General features: G+C 58.6%; 13 protein-coding genes. 3 read left to right on the forward strand and 10 right to left on the reverse strand.

Going from position 1 to position 16,778, the window contains the following annotated elements; all coding sequences use genetic code 11:
* Positions 1 to 13: 13 nt before the first annotated feature.
* Positions 14 to 997, reverse strand: a complete 984-nt coding sequence (locus ACQE2I_RS15920; RefSeq protein ID WP_427029028.1) for a TRAP transporter substrate-binding protein — start codon at positions 995 to 997, stop codon at positions 14 to 16.
* A 285-nt stretch (positions 998 to 1,282) separates the two neighbouring features.
* Between ACQE2I_RS15920 and ACQE2I_RS15925 the strand changes: the two genes are divergently transcribed.
* From ACQE2I_RS15925 to ACQE2I_RS15935, 3 genes are read left to right on the forward strand one after another with little or no spacing between them, the layout of a single operon-like run.
* Positions 1,283 to 2,035 (forward strand): 5-oxoprolinase subunit PxpA, encoded by a 753-nt coding sequence (locus ACQE2I_RS15925; RefSeq protein ID WP_427029029.1) that lies wholly within the window; start codon positions 1,283 to 1,285, stop codon positions 2,033 to 2,035.
* A gap of 44 nt (positions 2,036 to 2,079) precedes the next feature.
* Positions 2,080 to 2,784, forward strand: a complete 705-nt coding sequence (gene pxpB, locus ACQE2I_RS15930) for a 5-oxoprolinase subunit PxpB (RefSeq protein WP_427031493.1) — start codon at positions 2,080 to 2,082, stop codon at positions 2,782 to 2,784.
* Positions 2,781 to 3,731 (forward strand): biotin-dependent carboxyltransferase family protein, encoded by a 951-nt coding sequence (locus ACQE2I_RS15935; protein ID WP_427029030.1) that lies wholly within the window; start codon positions 2,781 to 2,783, stop codon positions 3,729 to 3,731. The genes pxpB and ACQE2I_RS15935 overlap by 4 nt, the downstream gene beginning before the upstream one ends.
* Positions 3,732 to 3,893: 162 nt before the next feature.
* Here the strand turns inward: ACQE2I_RS15935 and katG are convergent, their stop codons facing one another.
* The 9 genes from katG to denD form a co-directional block, all read right to left on the reverse strand.
* Positions 3,894 to 6,047 (reverse strand): catalase/peroxidase HPI, encoded by a 2,154-nt coding sequence (katG, locus tag ACQE2I_RS15940; RefSeq protein ID WP_427029031.1) that lies wholly within the window; start codon positions 6,045 to 6,047, stop codon positions 3,894 to 3,896.
* A gap of 227 nt (positions 6,048 to 6,274) precedes the next feature.
* Positions 6,275 to 7,273, reverse strand: a complete 999-nt coding sequence (locus tag ACQE2I_RS15945) for an aldo/keto reductase (protein WP_427029032.1) — start codon at positions 7,271 to 7,273, stop codon at positions 6,275 to 6,277.
* A 78-nt stretch (positions 7,274 to 7,351) separates the two neighbouring features.
* The gene (locus tag ACQE2I_RS15950; RefSeq protein WP_427029033.1) at positions 7,352 to 8,536 is read right to left on the reverse strand and encodes a toxic anion resistance protein; all 1,185 of its coding nucleotides are present in this window, start codon (positions 8,534 to 8,536) and stop codon (positions 7,352 to 7,354) included.
* Between the two features lie 62 nt (positions 8,537 to 8,598).
* The gene (locus ACQE2I_RS15955) at positions 8,599 to 9,540 is read right to left on the reverse strand and encodes a cobyrinic acid a,c-diamide synthase (protein WP_427029034.1); all 942 of its coding nucleotides are present in this window, start codon (positions 9,538 to 9,540) and stop codon (positions 8,599 to 8,601) included.
* Positions 9,541 to 9,631: 91 nt separating this feature from the next.
* Positions 9,632 to 11,386: an ABC transporter transmembrane domain-containing protein gene (locus ACQE2I_RS15960; protein WP_427029035.1), complete on the reverse strand. Its 1,755-nt coding sequence runs from the start codon at positions 11,384 to 11,386 to the stop codon at positions 9,632 to 9,634.
* 147 nt (positions 11,387 to 11,533) lie between these two features.
* Complete coding sequence (locus ACQE2I_RS15965; protein ID WP_427029036.1) at positions 11,534 to 12,976, reverse strand: NAD(P)(+) transhydrogenase (Re/Si-specific) subunit beta; 1,443 nt, start codon at positions 12,974 to 12,976, stop codon at positions 11,534 to 11,536.
* Positions 12,977 to 12,992: 16 nt separating this feature from the next.
* Entirely contained in the window at positions 12,993 to 14,564 is a 1,572-nt protein-coding gene (locus ACQE2I_RS15970; RefSeq protein ID WP_427029037.1) for a Re/Si-specific NAD(P)(+) transhydrogenase subunit alpha, read from the reverse strand.
* 302 nt (positions 14,565 to 14,866) lie between these two features.
* On the reverse strand, positions 14,867 to 15,745 hold the full coding sequence (locus ACQE2I_RS15975; RefSeq protein WP_427029038.1) for an NAD(P)-dependent oxidoreductase: 879 nt from the start codon (positions 15,743 to 15,745) through the stop codon (positions 14,867 to 14,869).
* On the reverse strand, positions 15,742 to 16,746 hold the full coding sequence (gene denD, locus ACQE2I_RS15980) for a D-erythronate dehydrogenase (protein ID WP_427029039.1): 1,005 nt from the start codon (positions 16,744 to 16,746) through the stop codon (positions 15,742 to 15,744). The genes ACQE2I_RS15975 and denD overlap by 4 nt, the downstream gene beginning before the upstream one ends.
* Positions 16,747 to 16,778 lie beyond the last annotated feature (32 nt).

Consider the following 16,778-nt stretch of genomic DNA (forward strand, 5'->3'; position numbering starts at 1 on the left):
CCCTTGCAGGTGCTTAGCTGTCGCGCTGCTCGCGGTAGCTTTCCAGCGCCTGTTTGGCTTCATCGTCGGCACGTGACTGCCAGTCTTCAAACAGTTGATTACCGGCCGCTTGGAGCGCTTCTGAAATAGCATCGTTAGGCTCAGAGACCGAAATACCGTTGTCTTCCAAAACCGCCAAACTGGCATCGTTATCTTCGCGACTCAACTGCCAACCACGTTTCTCAGCCTCAGCAGCGGCTTCCATCAGTGCTTCCTGGGTCGCTTCGTCTAGGCCATCAAAACTCCGCTGGTTGATGAACACGATATTTTTAGGTAGCCAGAGGTTAGCGTCGGTGTAATCGGTCACGTAATCCCAAGCGGCCATGGAGTTACCAGTCGAGCTAGACGTGATCATGGCATCAACCCGACCGGTGCTGAAGGCGGTGGGGATATCAGATTCTTCAGTCTCAGTCGGGCTGCCGCCCAGATTATCAACAAAACGCTGGGTATTAATGTTGGGTGCGCGGACGCGCAGACCTTCAAATTGCCCTGGGTCGGAGAGAGGCTCAGAGGTATAAATGCCTTGCGCTGGCCAAGCGACCGCGTAGAGCGGAATCAACCCTTCATCGGCAAACAGGTCGGTAATCATCGGTTTGGTGGCTTCCCACAATGCGTAGGCATCATCATAGCTACCCGCTACACCTGGCAGGGTATCGACTTCAAAGATCGGATCGTCGTTGGAGAGAACCGAGAGGAAGACTTCACCGGCATCGATGGTGCCGCGACGCACCGACGGCTTAATTTCTCCGTGTGCTACTAGCGCGCCGCTGCTATGCACGGTAATGGTTAACTCGCCGTCGGTCGCTTCAGCCACATCTTCGGCGAACTGCTTAGTGTTTTGGGTATGAAAGCTGGCATCACCGTAGGGCGTGGCCATCGTCCATTCCGCCGCGTGAGCCGTTACCGTTAAGCCACAGGCGGTCGCCAGTAGTAGTGACGTCGTGATTGTCTTACACATCGTGAGAACCCTCTTATAAATTTTAATAGTGTGTTGCTTAGATGGTATAGATCGCACACGTTTCATAATGCATCATTAAGCTCATTTCCAGCAGTAAACGGCAACCAACGCTGTTATCACGCCGAATGGTCAAGCTATGCCCAGCTGCCAGGAAGCTCTAGTGATTATTTCACCAGACAATTGTCATTGGGCAAGCCATGTTTATATATTGATGGTGGCTTACACTTCAGCTTCAGCCAAGTGAAAGCATCAACGACCTTAACTGTATCAACGACAGGAGTCGCTATGGCCATCCCCCTGCTTAACTGCGATATGGGCGAAAGTTTCGGCAACTGGCACCTCGGCCTGGATGCCGATGCGATGCCTTTCGTCGACTGCGCCAACATCGCCTGCGGCTTCCATGCCTCCGACCCCCATGTCATGCGCCGCACCGTCAAACTAGCGGTTCAAAATGGCGTCCGCATTGGCGCGCACCCGGGTTACCCGGATTTGATGGGCTTTGGCCGCCGCTCCATGGCCTGCTCACCGGAAGAAGCGGAAGATATGGTGCTTTATCAAGTGGGTGCGTTGGCGGGCATATGCCAAGCCGAAGGCACTCAACTAAGCTACATCAAACCTCATGGTGCGCTGTACAACGATATGGCCGCCAACCCGGCGCTGCTCGAAGGCGTCATGCGCGCGGTACGTGCGTATGACGCCAGCCTGCCGTTAATGATTATGTCCACCGCCGACCCCGAACCACATCGCGAGCTGGCCGCCCAAATAGGCATTACCCTCTGGTTCGAGACCTTTGCCGACCGCGCTTATGATGGCAACGGCCACTTGGCCTCACGACGCCTGCCTAACGCCGTGCACCACGACCAGAACACCATCGTCGATCAAGCGGTAATGCTGGCCAAAGGCGAGCCGCTCACCGCACTTGATGGTACGCCGCTGCAGTTAGCCTGCGATACGCTCTGCGTTCATGGCGATAATCCCGAGTCAGTGGCCGCCGTACGCGCTATTCGCGAGGCCTTTCAGGCGCTGGAGCAGGCGTGAATCCCATTACTGAAAAAAGAGCTGAAAGAAGAGCTGAAAGACGTATTGAAATGCGTGTTGAAACCACCGCCATGGACGCCCTGATGGTGCGATTGTTCGACACCATCGATGAGGCCAATATGGCCTGGGTCATCGCTGCCGACCAAAAGTTGCGTAGCACCTTTGGTTCAGCGTTAATTGATCTAGTGCCCTCTTACACCACGCTGCTAGTCCATTACGACTGCCAACAGCTAAATCACGCCGAGGCTCTCACGCTGATTAACCAGGCGCTTTCTGGCCTCAAACCTGTCGATACCCAGGCGGGTGAGCTACACGATATTCCCGTGTGGTACGACGAAAGCGTCGGCCCCGAGCTGCCGCTGGTCGCCAAGCGGGCAGGTTTAAGCGTCGACGAACTCATTAGGCAGCACTGCAACCACGACTACTGCGTGTTCGCACTGGGGTTTGCCCCCGGTTACGGCTTTATGGGCTTGGTAGACGAATCTCTCGCGACGCCGCGCTTGAAAACACCCCGTCGCAAAGTCGCCGCCGGCAGTGTAGGCATCGCCGATCGCCAAACCGCGATCTACCCACTGCTCTCGCCGGGCGGCTGGAATATTCTAGGGCGTACCAACGTGCCGCTATTCGAGCATGCCAAACGCGGCGAGCCGCTGTTTCGCCCCGGCGACAAGGTGCGCTTTAGAGCCATCTCCCGCGAAGAGTTTGAAGCCGACGGTGGCGATACCACGCCCATGGAGGAGCGCCCATGAGTCACACCGCCATAAATGAAACACAAAAGGGGCTAGTGGTTAAACAAGCGGGGCCGCTGGCGCTTATCCAAGATGCCGGTCGATTTGGCGTCGGCCATTTAGGCGTTACTCAGGGCGGCGCCGCCGACTGGATCTCTTTTCGCTGGGCTAACTGGCTGCTGGGCAACGCTTTAAACAGCGCCGCGCTGGAAATCGTCATGGGCGGCGGCTTGAGTTTTGAAACCGAACGTGAAGTGCGTCTGGCGTTGACCGGCGCCGATCTAGACGCCCAATTGAATGGCAAGCCACTCGCCCCCAATACCAGCTTTAAGCTACAGCCCGGCCTGCGCCTGGAGTTTCGCCAGCCGCGCCAGGGCCTGCGCGCCTATCTCGCTTTTCCCGGTGGGTTGAATGCGCCAGAGGTGCTGAGCAGCCGCGCCTGCACCGCCCGCGAACAGCTGGGCGGCCTGCATGAAGATGGCAAACCGCTAAAAGTGGGCGACCGGTTAACCTGGAAAGGCACCCCGCCAGCGAATCGTCGCCTGCCTGATGGCCAAGGCCCGCGGATGCCAGCATCAGGCTGCCGCTTACCCATCGTGCTCGGCTCGCAAATCGCCTCCTTTAGTGGTCGCACGCTTTTCCAAGCGTTCAACCAACCCTGGACAGTGGATAACCGTGCTGACCGCATGGGCGTGCGGCTCACCGGCCCTGGCCTGCATGGCTCGCTGACGGGGATTATTTCGGAAGGTATTCCACTCGGTGCCGTACAGATACCGCCAGACGGCCAACCTATCGTGCTGATGAATGACCGCCAAACCATTGGCGGCTACCCACGCCTAGGCGCCCTCACCCCCATCGCCTGCGCCACGCTTTCCCAGTGCCTGCCCGGCACCCAGGTGTGGCTTACGCCCGATAGCGCCAGCCAGGCGCAGGATGATTATCGTAAGCAGTTAATGGTTTGGCGTTAAAGGACGGCGCTTTTTGCTCAGCTCGTCCGTAATAGCGGGTACCCGAATCATTATCCACTTTTGTCACTTATAGAGGCGAAGATTTAAGAGCCGCTAGTTTTAGAGCAAAAAACCCGCATCCTGAGATGCGGGTTTGTGTACTAAAACGAAAGTGCTAAGTGCTTAGGCGACGTCGAAGCGATCTGCGTTCATCACTTTCGTCCAGGCGGCGACGAAGTCTTTAACAAACTTCTCGTCGTTGTCGTCCTGGGCGTAGACTTCTGCATAGGAGCGCAGCAGCGAGTTCGAGCCGAATACTAGATCAACCCGTGAAGCGGTCCACTTAACAGCGCCCGTTTGACGATCACAAATCTCGTAGGCGTTGTTACCCACCGGCTTCCAGCTGTTACCCATGTCGGTCAGGTTAACGAAGAAGTCGTTGGTCAACTGGCCTTCACGGTCGGTGAATACGCCGTGCTTAGTGCCACCATAGTTGGTGCCTAGCACACGCATGCCGCCAAGCAGCACGACCATTTCCGGCCCGGTGAGGCCCAGCAGTTGGGCGCGGTCGAGCAGCAGCTCCTCCGGCTTCACGGCGTACTCCTTCTTCTGCCAGTTGCGGAAGCCATCCGCCAGCGGCTCTAGTGGCTCAAACGATTCGCCGTCGGTCATCTCGGCAGAAGCATCGCCACGCCCTTTCAGAAAAGGTACGCGAACGTCGTAGCCTGCGGCTTTGGCGGCTTTCTCAATGGCTACACTACCGGCCAGAACGATCACGTCGGCAATGCTCGCGCCAGTGTCGGCAGAAATCTGCTCGTATACCGCCAGTACCTTGGCAAGACGCGCAGGCTCATTGCCCTCCCAATCCTTCTGAGGCGCCAAGCGAATGCGTGCACCGTTGGCACCGCCGCGCATGTCAGAGCCGCGGTAAGTGCGGGCGCTGTCCCACGCGGTGCTAACCATGTCACTGATGCTCAGGCCAGCCTCGACGATTTTCTGCTTAACGACTTCTTCGCTGTAGTCAGTGCTGCCAGCCGGAATAGGATCCTGCCAAACCAGGTCTTCAGCGGGCACTTCGGGGCCAATGTAGCGCGCTTTCGGGCCTAGATCACGGTGGGTCAGTTTGAACCACGCCTTGGCGAACGTGTGCTTGAAGTACTCTGGATCCGCCATGAATTTTTCACAAATGGCGCGGTAGGCCGGATCCATCTTCATGGCCATATCCGCATCGGTCATGATCGGATTGTGGCGGATAGAGGGGTCGCTGGCGTCAACCGGTTTATCCTCTTCCTTAATGCTCACCGGTTCCCACTGGTGAGCGCCTGCGGGGCTCTTGCGCAGTTCCCACTCGTAGCCGAACAGCAGATCAAAGTAGCCCATATCGAACTGCGTTGGATTGGTTGTCCAGGCGCCTTCAATGCCAGATGACACAGCATTACTCGCTTTGCCACCCATGTTTGGGTTGCCCCAGCCTAACCCCTGAGTCTCAACGTCCGACGATTCGGGCTCAGCACTCAGCGCTGCCGCGTCACCGTTGCCGTGGCACTTGCCTACAGTATGACCACCCGCGGTGAGCGCGGCGGTCTCTTCGTCGTTCATTGCCATGCGGGCGAAGGTTTCGCGCACCTGCTGTGCGGTCTTCAGCGGGTCGGGCACACCGTTAACACCTTCAGGGTTAACGTAGATAAGCCCCATCTGAACCGCAGCCAGCGGGTTCTCCATGGTTTCCGGGCTGTCGACGTCCGCGTAACGTTCGTCGGAGGGCGCCAGCCACTCTTTCTCGTCGCCCCAGTAGATATCTTTTTCCGGCTCCCAGATATCTTCACGGCCGAAAGAGAAACCGTAGGCTGGTAGCCCCATGGATTCATAGGCAACGGTACCGGCTAGGATCATCAGGTCGGCCCAGCTGATCTTATTGCCATACTTTTTCTTGATCGGCCACAGCAGACGACGCGCCTTATCAAGACTGACGTTGTCAGGCCAGGAGTTGAGCGGTGCAAAACGCTGGCTACCGGTACCGCCACCCCCGCGGCCGTCGGCCAGACGATAAGTACCCGCAGAGTGCCATGCCATGCGGATCATTAGACCGCCGTAATGGCCCCAATCGGCAGGCCACCAGGATTGGCTGTCGGTCATCAGCGCGTGAACGTCTTGCTTCAGCGCGTCAAAATCGAGCTTTCTGACCTCTTCCCGATAGTCAAAATCAGCATCCATCGGATTCGTTTTGCGGTCATGCTGGTGCAAGATATCCAGGTTAATCCCTTCAGGCCACCAGTCTTTGTTAGACGTACCTGTGGAGGTATTACCACCATGCATTACAGGACATTTACCACTCATAGCTCTCTCCCTTTTTTGCTTTTGTCTTGGTTGCACTCATCTTAAGCTACCAAGTCAACTGATGCTGGGCGCCCTTACGATAGTGCTATCACTCTGCCTGCTGTGCAGAAAAAGGCCACTTCATTCACTTGGTACTGTTTTAAAGCAGATCCTTCATAGGCACAATTTGCTTTTAGTGACCGATCTAATAGCTTTTATACATCGGCTGTCTGCTAGCGCTATAGTGGTTAAAATTCTTCGGTATCGATATCTGCCTGCTGGGCCGCGCTGTAGCGTGCCCCAGCCACTTGGTCTGGCGTCATCATGGCATTCAACTGTTGCTGTGTGGTGACATCAAGGTGCAGCGTTTCCGCGGCTAAGTTTTCACGCATATGATCAGGCGAGCGAGTTCCGGGAATCGGGATAATATCCTCACCTTGAGCCTTCAGCCACGCCAGTGCCAGTTGTCCTGGCGTGACGTTTAAGGCCTGCGCCAGCGCCGCCAGGCGCTCGAATAGCTTTTGATTATGCGGGTAGTTCTCGGCACTAAAGCGCGGCATATTACGGCGCATATCGCCCTCTTCTAGGCGCGCCGAGTCTTTGATAGCGCCAGTTAAGAAACCTCGCCCCAGCGGGCTAAACGCTACCAGAGCAACCTCCAATTCTCGACACGCATCAATCAACGCAATTTCAGGATTGCGCGTCCACAGCGAGTATTCCGACTGCACCGCGGCAATAGGATACTCAGCCACCGCGCGGCGCAAGGTAACCGCAGAGACTTCAGAAAGCCCCACGCCACCAATCTTGCCCTCTTCCACTAAGCGCCCCAGCGCCCCCACGCTCTCCTCGATGGGTACTTGGCGATCTAAGCGATGCAGGTAGTAGAGGTCTAAATGGTCGGTACGCAGGCGCGCAAGGCTTGCTTCGCACTGCTTGCGCAGCGTTGCCGGATGGCCATCAATCACCCGTTTGCCCGACTCAGGGTCCATCGCCATGCCGCATTTACTGGCGAGAAAGAGTTGCTTTCGCTTACCTTCAAGGGCGCGCCCCACTACCTGTTCATTGGCCGTGGCGCCATACAGAGTGGCGGTATCAAAATGGCGATAGCCCATATCAAAGGCCTTATCCAGCGCCCGTAAGGCCGCGCTTTCCGGCACGATGCTGCCGTAACCGTGGGAGAGGTTCATACAGCCCAGACCAATCGAAGGGGCATTAACAGCGTTCAGGCGTTGAAAAAAACTCGACATAGGTTCCCTCGTCAATAGAGACGCTCGTCAATAGAATTGTGTTAATTGTTAGGCATACGCCAAGGCACGGGTACTGGCTTATCTCACTGGCTTATCAAAGCTGCCATCCTGGGGTTGCGCCTCGCTCCCCTCGCGCAGGCGATCGATGGACGCATTGCCCTGCTTAGCCAGGGTCGCCAGGCGGTCGATCTGTTCATCCAGCCGCGGTAGAGCTTCCTGACGATAGGTTGAGAGATCATTAATCGCGCCCATCACCTCGCCAAACGCCTCCTCAAGCACTTGCATATCAAGCATCGCCGAAGAGGCCCGCTTCTGGATGTCGACGCCTTGCTGGCGCAGCGCCTTGGCAGTCCCACCAATCATTTGCGATGTGGTGGAGTTGAGCGATTCGATACGATCCAGCACCAGCCGCTGGTTAGCCATCGCCATGGCCACGGTTACCGCCACGGTGAGGGCCGAGACGGTGACATTGATGGCCCTATCCACGCCGCGCATCAACTCCCGGTTGTTGCGGATAATCACTTCTAGCGCCAGCACACCCTGCTGGCTTACCGCCAGCTGTTGCTGTAAATCGACGATACGCTGGCGCAGCGGAAAGAGCAGCTCTTCCTCGAGGAAGTGGTGCCGCGGATCCTCGCTATCGTGAGCGGCGACCTCGTCGCACAGGCGCTGGTCAATCAAGCGACCGAGGGCGATCTGGCGGTTCAGCTCGGTCAGGATGCCATTGAGGGCTTGCTGGTCATCGCTCAGCGTAAGGTTGTCACGATGCAGCATGTCGCGACCGCCTTTCAGTTCCTCGATAATGGCGTCCAGCGCCTGCTGAGCATTCTCAAACTTTTGGAAATAGCGCTGTAGACGGCTATCGACACCGGGAATGATCGCTAGAACCCGATCCAGCGCGCTCGGCGCCAAGCGATGGCGAGAAGGATCAAGCCCCTCCATGCGCCCGCGCAGATCGGTCAGTGCCTTGGCGACCGGCCCACCTTCGTCACCCTGATGGGCCAGCTTACGCAGTGGCGTCTGTAGCATGGCACTGCGATGAGCAGCCTGCTGTTGCAATTCAAGGCCCATCTCATCCACCGCCCGGCGCTGGCGAACCGCAGACGCCTCGTCCCCCTTGGCGAGAATACCCTCCACAAAGCGGTCAGCCATCACCTCAAGTTCAGCGTCGCCCGAATCGGCTTGGCTAGTCCCCAATTCGCTAGCAATCTCTTCAACCGACGGTAGGGAGAGGCGAGGTTGGTCATCGGATTGCTGCGTCATGGGCACCTCCTGAGCTGTCAATAAAACCGTGTGAATACCGCACGCGACCCTTGGCTGCCGGATTAATCTTTGCGGGCATAACGGTCCGCGCCTTCGATGAAACGGCGCAGATCCTCCAACGCTTTCTCGGTGGTGACAGACGCCTGAGGGCGCGCCGTCTCAATGCGCGCCATGGAAACGGCGGTATCGTCGAGCACGGTCAGCGCCGATTCGATGCGGGCGGAGAGCTTACTTAGCTGGTGCTCGGTCTCCACCAACAGGTCCAGGCGTCGCACCAGAGCAGTTCGCTCCTCATCGCTTAGTCGCTTGCCCTCGCGCTCCAGCCGACCGCGCACGTAATGGCCATCCACACTAACCACCCCGCGTGCCTGGGAGGCCATCGTGGTCAGCGTATCCACCGCACCGAAACAGACCTGAGTGACCAGCCCGCGCGAGCGCTCAAAAGCCAACTCGCCAGTGTAAAAGCGACCGCCTAGCACGTCCATCACATGGCGGTAGCGGCTGTAGAGGCGATCCGCGAGAACCGCCAAGTCGGGGCGTTTAACGTCCAGCAGGCTCTGTTTGGCCCGGCACAAGGCCAAGACAAGATCGTCAGCTCCCTCGGGTGGCCGCTCAGGATCGAGCACCGATACGCCAGCCTCATAGGCGTTACGCTCCTCTTGGGCACGACGCTGACGCGTCTCGGCTGATCGCAACTTCTCCCGGCGACGCTCGCGACGGCGGGCCAGCCAGCCGCGCAGCGTTCGCTCGACGGGCAGCGCCACAGGGATAGCGATGATGCCCGCCAACCAGCCAAACAGGTTGGGGCTGAAACCGCCCCAAAGGGAGGTCAGCCATAGCAGCGAGCTGATGAAAGGAACCACCAGGCAATAGCGTAGGATCACCTGTAGCCGACCTTGGGCCGCCACCGGCAGCGCCAGAGCAGGATTGAAAAGGCCGACCAGCAGCCAGGGCAGGCAGGTCATAAAGAGGCCATAGGAAAATCCCTGCAGGAATCCCAACATCAATGCGATTATCCTTCGTTCATAGAACGCAAATGGAACACAAACGACGAGTGTAGAGCAACAGGGCAGAGACGATAAGCAACGATAAGCACTAGCCAAACTGCAACGCAGCTAAATGACGATAGAGCGGGCTGGTGGTGATTAGTTCGTCGTGCGTGCCCGCGGCAATCAGCCGCCCACCATCAAGCACCAGCAAGCGATCAGCGGCGATGACGGTCGCCAGCCGGTGGGCAATCACGATGCTGGTACGGCCCACCATCAGCCTGTCCAGCGCCTGCTGCACTAGGCGCTCGCTCTCGGCATCCAGGGCGCTGGTGGCTTCATCTAGCAATAACACCGCGGGATTTTTCAGCAGCGCCCGGGCGATGGCGAGACGCTGACGCTGGCCACCGGAAAGCTGCACGCCGCCGGGGCCAAGCGGTGTATCAAAGCCTTGGGGAAGCGCGTCGATAAAGTCCAGGGCGCTGGCATCCTGGGCGGCAATGCGCAGTCTATCGATATCAGCCTCGGGGTTTCCGTAGCGCAGATTTTCGGCTACTGAGCCGCTAAACAGCACCGGCTCTTGGGCCACCAATCCCATCGCACCGCGCAAAACAGCGAGGTCTAAGCTGCGGATATCACTGCCATCGAGGCTGATACGCCCTTGGCTGGGATCATAAAAGCGCAGCAGTAGGCCAAGCAGCGTGCTTTTACCCGCCCCCGAAGGCCCCACCACCGCCACTCGCTCCCCAGGCTGAATATGCAAATCAAAGCTTTCAAGCGCCGGTGCTTCGCGGCCAGGGTAGGTGAAGCTGACACCCTCCAGCCTAATCTCACCACGCAATGGCTTAGCCAGGTCGTACGAGTTAGCAGGCGATTGGATAGCGGGCTGGGTATCGAGCAGTTCCAATAAACGCTCCGCTGCACCCGCCGCGCGTTGCACATCTCCCGCCACTTCGGCCAACGTGGCAATAGCCCCCGCGGCAAGCACGGCGTAGAAAATAAACGCCGAAAGCTCACCGGCACTCATCGTACCGGCCAAGACGGCTTGGCCACCCTGCCAAAGCATTAAGCCAACGGCGGTGAACACCACCAGCATGGCAATACCGGTGAGCCAGGCGCGCTGCTGAGTGCGCTCGACGGCGCTGCCAAAGGCCTGCTCGACGCGTTGGCCGTAGTGGGTTTTATCTACGCCCTCGTGGGTAAACGCTTGAATCGTTTTAATACCGCTTAGCGCCTCTTCGGCATAGCGGCCAAGCTCCGCCACGCGATCTTGACTGGTGCGCGAAAGCCGCCGCACCCGGCGGCCGTACCAAACAATCGGCAATAGCGTCGCGGGGATACCGATCAGCACCAGCGCCGAGAGCCACGGCTGGGTGATCAGCATAAGTACTACCGCGCCTACCAGCATGACCAAGTTGCGCAGTGCCAACGAAACAGAGGAACCAAACAGGCTCTGCAGCACGCTAGTATCCGCGGTCAACCGAGAGGCAATCTCTCCTGCGGCACGGCCGTCGCTAGCGCTCTCAAAAAAGCTGGGCTCCAGAGTGAGTAAATGATCAAACACGCGCTGGCGTAGGTCAGCGGCCAAGCGCTCGCCAATCCAAGTGACCTGGTAGTAGCGCAGCGCGGAGGCCATCGCCAGCACCGTGACCACTGCCAGCATCAAACCCAGCATTTGCGCCAACGCCTGCTCATCCGCCGCCAGAAAGCCGCGGTCGATAACTAAGCGCAGCCCGTTACCCAGCAGCAGCACACTTCCTGAGGCCAATAAAAGAGCTAGGCCAGCCAGGGCTAAACGCAGTCGGTAAGGGCGCAACAGACCCAGCAAGCGCAGCAGCACCCGGGGGTTAGGGCGTTGATTCATAGCAGAGGGTGCTCAACAGAAGAGGCGGTAACCGACCATAACAGGAGTACTGAAAGCATGCAGCCGGGGATGGCATAAGACGCACCCCAAAAAAAAGCCCGCGAATAATCGCGGGCTCAATCTTAAGGCTAGCTATAGCGCATTAACCTAATCAATCAGTGGCAGCAGCGTATTTAAGCTATCCCGCGCATCGCCGTAGAACATGCGCGTGTTGTCTTTGAAAAACAGCGGGTTCTCGATGCCGGAGTAGCCGGTACCCTGACCGCGCTTACTGACAAACACCTGCTTAGCCTCCCATACCTTCAGCACCGGCATACCGGCGATGGGGCTGTTGGGGTCTTCTTCGGCAGCCGGGTTCACGATGTCGTTGGAGCCAATCACGATGACCACGTCGGTGGTAGGGAAGTCGTCGTTGATTTCATCCATCTCCAGCACGATATCGTAAGGCACTTTGGCTTCCGCCAGCAGCACGTTCATATGCCCTGGCAGGCGCCCCGCTACCGGGTGAATACCGAAACGCACGGTTTTACCGGCAGCGCGCAATTTACGCACCAAGTCGCTCACCGCGGTTTGCGCCTGGGCCACCGCCATGCCGTAGCCCGGCACGATGATGACGCTGTCGGCATCGTTTAGAGCGCTCGCTACACCACCTGCGTCAATAGCCACCTGCTCGCCTTCAATCTCGGCCGCAGGCCCAGTGCTTCCGCCAAAGCCGCCTAGGATCACATTGACGAAGTTGCGGTTCATCGCCTTACACATAATGTAAGAGAGAATCGCACCGGAGGAGCCCACCAGCGCACCGGTGACAATCAGCAGATCATTAGAGAGCGTGAAGCCGATAGCGGCGGCTGCCCAGCCGGAGTAGCTGTTGAGCATCGATACCACTACCGGCATATCGGCACCGCCAATCCCCATGATCAGGTGGTAACCGATAAAGAACGACAGCGCTGCAAGCACGATCAGCGTCCAGAAACCTGCGCCATTGAGGTACAAAATCGCTAACAGCAGCGACAGCACCGCCGCCCCGGCATTGAGCATATGCCCACCGGGCAGTTGGCGAGGTTTGCCATCCACTTTACCGGCCAGCTTACCAAACGCCACCACCGAACCAGTAAAGGTCACTGCACCGATAAAGATAGCGAACACCACTTCAATCTGTAGAAAGGTGAGCTCGTCAGGTGCCTTGGTGGCGACCAGCGCGGCAAACGCAGAAAACTCCTGCATAACGCCATCGGCCGCTTGCGCCGCCAGCACACGGCGGCGCTCTAAATCGGCGCTCCAGGCGACAAACACCGCGGCCAAGCCGACAAAACTGTGCAGCGCAGCCACTAGCTGAGGCATTTCGGTCATCTCGACCTTGCCCGCCACATAGACGCCGATACCTGCACCAATCACCATCATCGGAATTAACCACCAGTAGCCGCCAATACCCGGCCCTAAGGAGGTAAAAAATACTGCCAACGCCATACCCACGATGCCGTACCATACGGCCCGCTTGGCTTTTTCCTGGTTACTCAAGCCGCCTAGCGACAAAATAAACAGAACGCTTGCCGCGATCGCCGCGGCAGATACGAATCCTTGACCTAACATATCGTCTCTCCGCCGCTTATGATTTTTGGAACATGGCCAGCATCCGGCGTGTCACCAGGAAGCCACCCACGATATTGATGGATGCGATAAGCACCGAGATCGCCGCCAGCACGCCCACTACGGCGCTGCCGGAGCCAATCTGCAGAATCGCCCCCAAAATAATGATGCCCGAAATCGCGTTGGTCACCGCCATGAGCGGTGTGTGTAGCGAGTGGCTTACGTTCCAAATCACTTGGAAACCGATAAAGCAGGCCAGCACAAAAACAATAAAGTGCTGCATAAACGACACCGGCGCCACTTGCCCCAACAGCAGCATCAGCGCGCCACCAACGGCCAATAACCCCACTTGGCGTTTTGTTTGCGCTTTGAAGGTGGCTAGCTCAGTGGCTTTTTTCTCCTCTGGCGTGGGCGCTTTCTCTTTCTTCTTCGGCTTGGCGGCAGCAATCGCTTTTACTTTGGGCGGCGGTGGCGGGAAGGTGATTTCGCCCTGGTGAGTCACCGTGGCGCCACGAATCACATCGTCTTCCATATTGTGATTGATAACGCCCTCTTTCTCGGGCGTTAGGTCGGTCAGCATATGGCGGATATTGGTGGCGTAAAGCAGCGATGACTGGGTGGCCATGCGCGAAGGGAAGTCAGTGTAGCCAACCACCACAACGCCGTTATCGCTGACGACGCGCTCGTCAGGTTTGGTGAGATCGCAGTTGCCACCCTTCTCTGCCGCCAAATCGATAACCACCGAACCCGGCTTCATGGCCGCGACCATATCTTCCAGCCACAGCTTGGGCGCGGGACGGCCCGGAATCAGAGCGGTGGTGATGACGATATCCACATCGGCTGCCTGCTCGCGGAAGCACTCAAGCTGCTTCTCGCGAAACTCAGGGCTTGAAGGCGAGGCGTAACCGCCACTTTCGGAACCATCCTGGCTGTCTTCGAAATCGAGGAACAGGAACTCGGCACCCATCGACTCGATCTGCTCAGAGACCTCCGGGCGCACATCAAAGGCGCGCACCACAGCACCCAGGCTGGTGGCGGTACCAATCGCCGCCAAACCCGCCACACCGGCACCAATCACCAGCACCTTGGCGGGGGGCACTTTACCTGCCGCCGTTACCTGACCGGTAAAGAAGCGGCCAAAGTTGTTGCCCGCCTCAATTACCGCACGGTAGCCGGCGATATTGGCCATCGAAGAGAGCGCATCCATCTTCTGCGCCCGTGAGATACGCGGCACCATATCCATCGCGATAACACTGGCGCCCTGGGCCTTACACTTTTCCAGCAGCGCTTCGTTTTGCGCCGGCCAGAAAAAGGCGATTAAGGTTTGCCCTTGCCGCAGCCGCTCAGCCTCTTGATCAGAGGGCTCACGGACTTTAATGACCACCTCAGCGTCGTTCCAGAGCGCATCGGCACCGTCCACCACGGTAACGCCAGCCTCACGATAAGTGTCGTCATTAAAGCCCGCCGCCAGACCTGCGCCGGTTTCCACCAAGCACTCGTGGCCCAGCTTCTGAATCTGCTTAGCACTCTCAGGGGTCAGCGCGACACGCGCTTCCCCCTGGGCACTCTCTTTGGGTGCGCCTATTTTCACTCGCGTTCTCCCTTGCTTCAGCTTCCTGCAGCGCCGCTATTCAGTCGTGAGCGCTACACCTTTAGACGTTATGCGTCATGTTGTTCAGCCCTCCAGTATCTAACAGAGTGGCTGCCAGATACTACTCAACCTTTGATTCAACTTGGTTGTTTAACTACTACATTAACTAGCAGTGCCTTTATCTACAGCACATTACATAGTGTGCATGACTGCTACTCTAACGTCTAAATTCGTTAGCCAGCTCAATAAATGCTCATAGAGACACGCGTTGGCTCAAACGCTGGCAATCAGCCGGGTTTGGATCAGGGCGTATTGCGGCGACGCAACTCTCGAATCAACGCGCTGTGGTCGAGTTCGCCATCGCCATGCTCAACCAAGTCGGCATAGAGTGCATCGGCGATAGTCGCCACCGGCAGGTCGAGTCCTAGCGCACGAGCGCGGGCCAGTGCCGTGCGGGTGTCCTTCCACTGATACTTTGACGGCCCGCCCGGGGCGAAATCCTCTTCGATCATGCGTTGGCCGTGTTGGCGCAGGATCGGCGAGTCGGCGAAGCCGCCGGCCAGGGCGTCGCGAACCCTGGCGGGGTCCGCCCCGCCGCGCTCGGCGAACAGCAGTGCCTCGGCTACCGTTGCGATGGTGCTGGCGACGATCATCTGGTTGGCGAGCTTGGTCTGCTGGCCAGTGCCGGCAGGACCTACATGTACTGGCCGTCCCATGGCGGCCAATACCGGTCGCACGGCCTCGAAGGCATCCGCCCCACCTCCGGCCATGATCGCCAGGTTGCCGTCGATAGCCCCGCGCTGGCCGCCAGACACCGGAGCATCGAGATAACCAACCCCAAGCGCTGCGCAGCGTTCAGCCTGGGCGGTGGCAGTTTCGACCGGAATCGAACTCATCACGACCAAGGTGGCACCCGCCGCAAGTCGCGAACAGGCCGCATCGTCATCGTCGAACAGCACAGCATCGCAGGTTGGGCCATCGCTCAACATACAGATCAACACCGACGCATCCGTGGCCGCTGCCTGCGGACTCGCGCACGCCTCGGCACCGGCCTGGGTCAGCTCATGCAGCTTCTCCGGCGTGCGGTTCCACACCCGTACCCGATAGCCCGCCGCCAGCAGGTTTCGCACCATCGGGCCGCCCATCAGTCCTGTGCCGATAAATCCGATCGTCTTACTCATGGCCTGTCTCCCGTCACTGTAATGCCCTCGTCTTCAACGTGAGCGCGGATGATTGATTCGATATCACCGTCGGCGTGAAAGCCGAGTTCGGCAGCCCGCGGTGCCTCGACCCGCGACGGCCAGCTGGCGACGATACGCTGAATCTCGGCGTCTTCGTGCCACTCGATCAATTGGCTTGTGGCGCGACCCGCCACCCGCTCCAGGGCCACCACCATCTGCGCGATGGTCACGGTCAGGCCGGGCAATGGAATGATGCGCGATTGGCCCAGGCGTTCAGCGTCAAGCGCCATAGCATGCAGCATGGCGTCCAGCACGCGACGTGGCGAGGTGATATACACCGGAGTCTCAGGAGTGACCGGGCAGATCGCACGCTCGCCAACGAGAGGTTCACGGATGATCGAACTGACGAAGGTCGAAGCGGCCTTGTTGGGCTTGCCCGGGCGCACGGCGATGGTTGGCAAACGCAGCGTGCGCCCGTCAACGAAGCCACGCCGGGAGTAGTCGTTGATCAGCATCTCGCCAATGGCTTTCTGGATACCGTAGGAGGAGACCGGCGTCGGCAGAGTGCCGTCGCCGACCACCTCGGGCAGTGGGCCGCCAAATATCGCGAACCCGCTGGCGTAGACCAGCCTGGCGGGCTTTGGCTGAGCCCGCATGGCCTCGAGCAGGGCTAGCAGGCCGTGCAGATTAACCTGCATGCCGAGCTCGAAGTCCGCCTCGGCAGCGGAGCTGACCACCGCTGCCAGGTGCCAGACGAGATCGACCTCGCGGGTCAACTCGTCGAGCAGTGCGCTGTCGTCGATCTCACCGATCCGCACCTCAAGACGCGGGTCGGCGGGAAGATCGTCAGCGGGAAAGGTATCGAGCAGAATGATCTTGTCGATCTTGCGCGGCGCTTCGCCTTCCAGGGTAAGCATTGGCTGGGCGAGCAGTTGGCGCGCAAGACGCTTGCCAATGAAACCGGTTCCCCCGGTAATCAGAACACGTAATGGGCTGTGCATGCTGGACTCCTAGCTGAGTCACCCGGCGCTTG

The organism is Halomonas sp. H2, from assembly GCF_050215315.1.
Lineage (GTDB): Bacteria > Pseudomonadota > Gammaproteobacteria > Pseudomonadales > Halomonadaceae > Vreelandella.

What these genes read in the sequence shown, in the direction of transcription:
- katG (WP_427029031.1), bottom strand. Translation starts at nt 6,047, where the DNA reads ATGAGTGGTAAATGTCCTGTAATGCATGGTGGTAATACCTCCACAGGT.
- ACQE2I_RS15960 (WP_427029035.1), bottom strand. Translation starts at nt 11,386, where the DNA reads ATGAATCAACGCCCTAACCCCCGGGTGCTGCTGCGCTTGCTGGGTCTG.
- ACQE2I_RS15955 (WP_427029034.1), bottom strand. Translation starts at nt 9,540, where the DNA reads ATGTTGGGATTCCTGCAGGGATTTTCCTATGGCCTCTTTATGACCTGC.
- ACQE2I_RS15935 (WP_427029030.1), top strand. Translation starts at nt 2,781, where the DNA reads ATGAGTCACACCGCCATAAATGAAACACAAAAGGGGCTAGTGGTTAAA.
- ACQE2I_RS15950 (WP_427029033.1), bottom strand. Translation starts at nt 8,536, where the DNA reads ATGACGCAGCAATCCGATGACCAACCTCGCCTCTCCCTACCGTCGGTT.
- ACQE2I_RS15920 (WP_427029028.1), bottom strand. Translation starts at nt 997, where the DNA reads ATGTGTAAGACAATCACGACGTCACTACTACTGGCGACCGCCTGTGGC.
- ACQE2I_RS15965 (WP_427029036.1), bottom strand. Translation starts at nt 12,976, where the DNA reads ATGTTAGGTCAAGGATTCGTATCTGCCGCGGCGATCGCGGCAAGCGTT.
- denD (WP_427029039.1), bottom strand. Translation starts at nt 16,746, where the DNA reads ATGCACAGCCCATTACGTGTTCTGATTACCGGGGGAACCGGTTTCATT.
- ACQE2I_RS15975 (WP_427029038.1), bottom strand. Translation starts at nt 15,745, where the DNA reads ATGAGTAAGACGATCGGATTTATCGGCACAGGACTGATGGGCGGCCCG.
- ACQE2I_RS15945 (WP_427029032.1), bottom strand. Translation starts at nt 7,273, where the DNA reads ATGTCGAGTTTTTTTCAACGCCTGAACGCTGTTAATGCCCCTTCGATT.
- ACQE2I_RS15925 (WP_427029029.1), top strand. Translation starts at nt 1,283, where the DNA reads ATGGCCATCCCCCTGCTTAACTGCGATATGGGCGAAAGTTTCGGCAAC.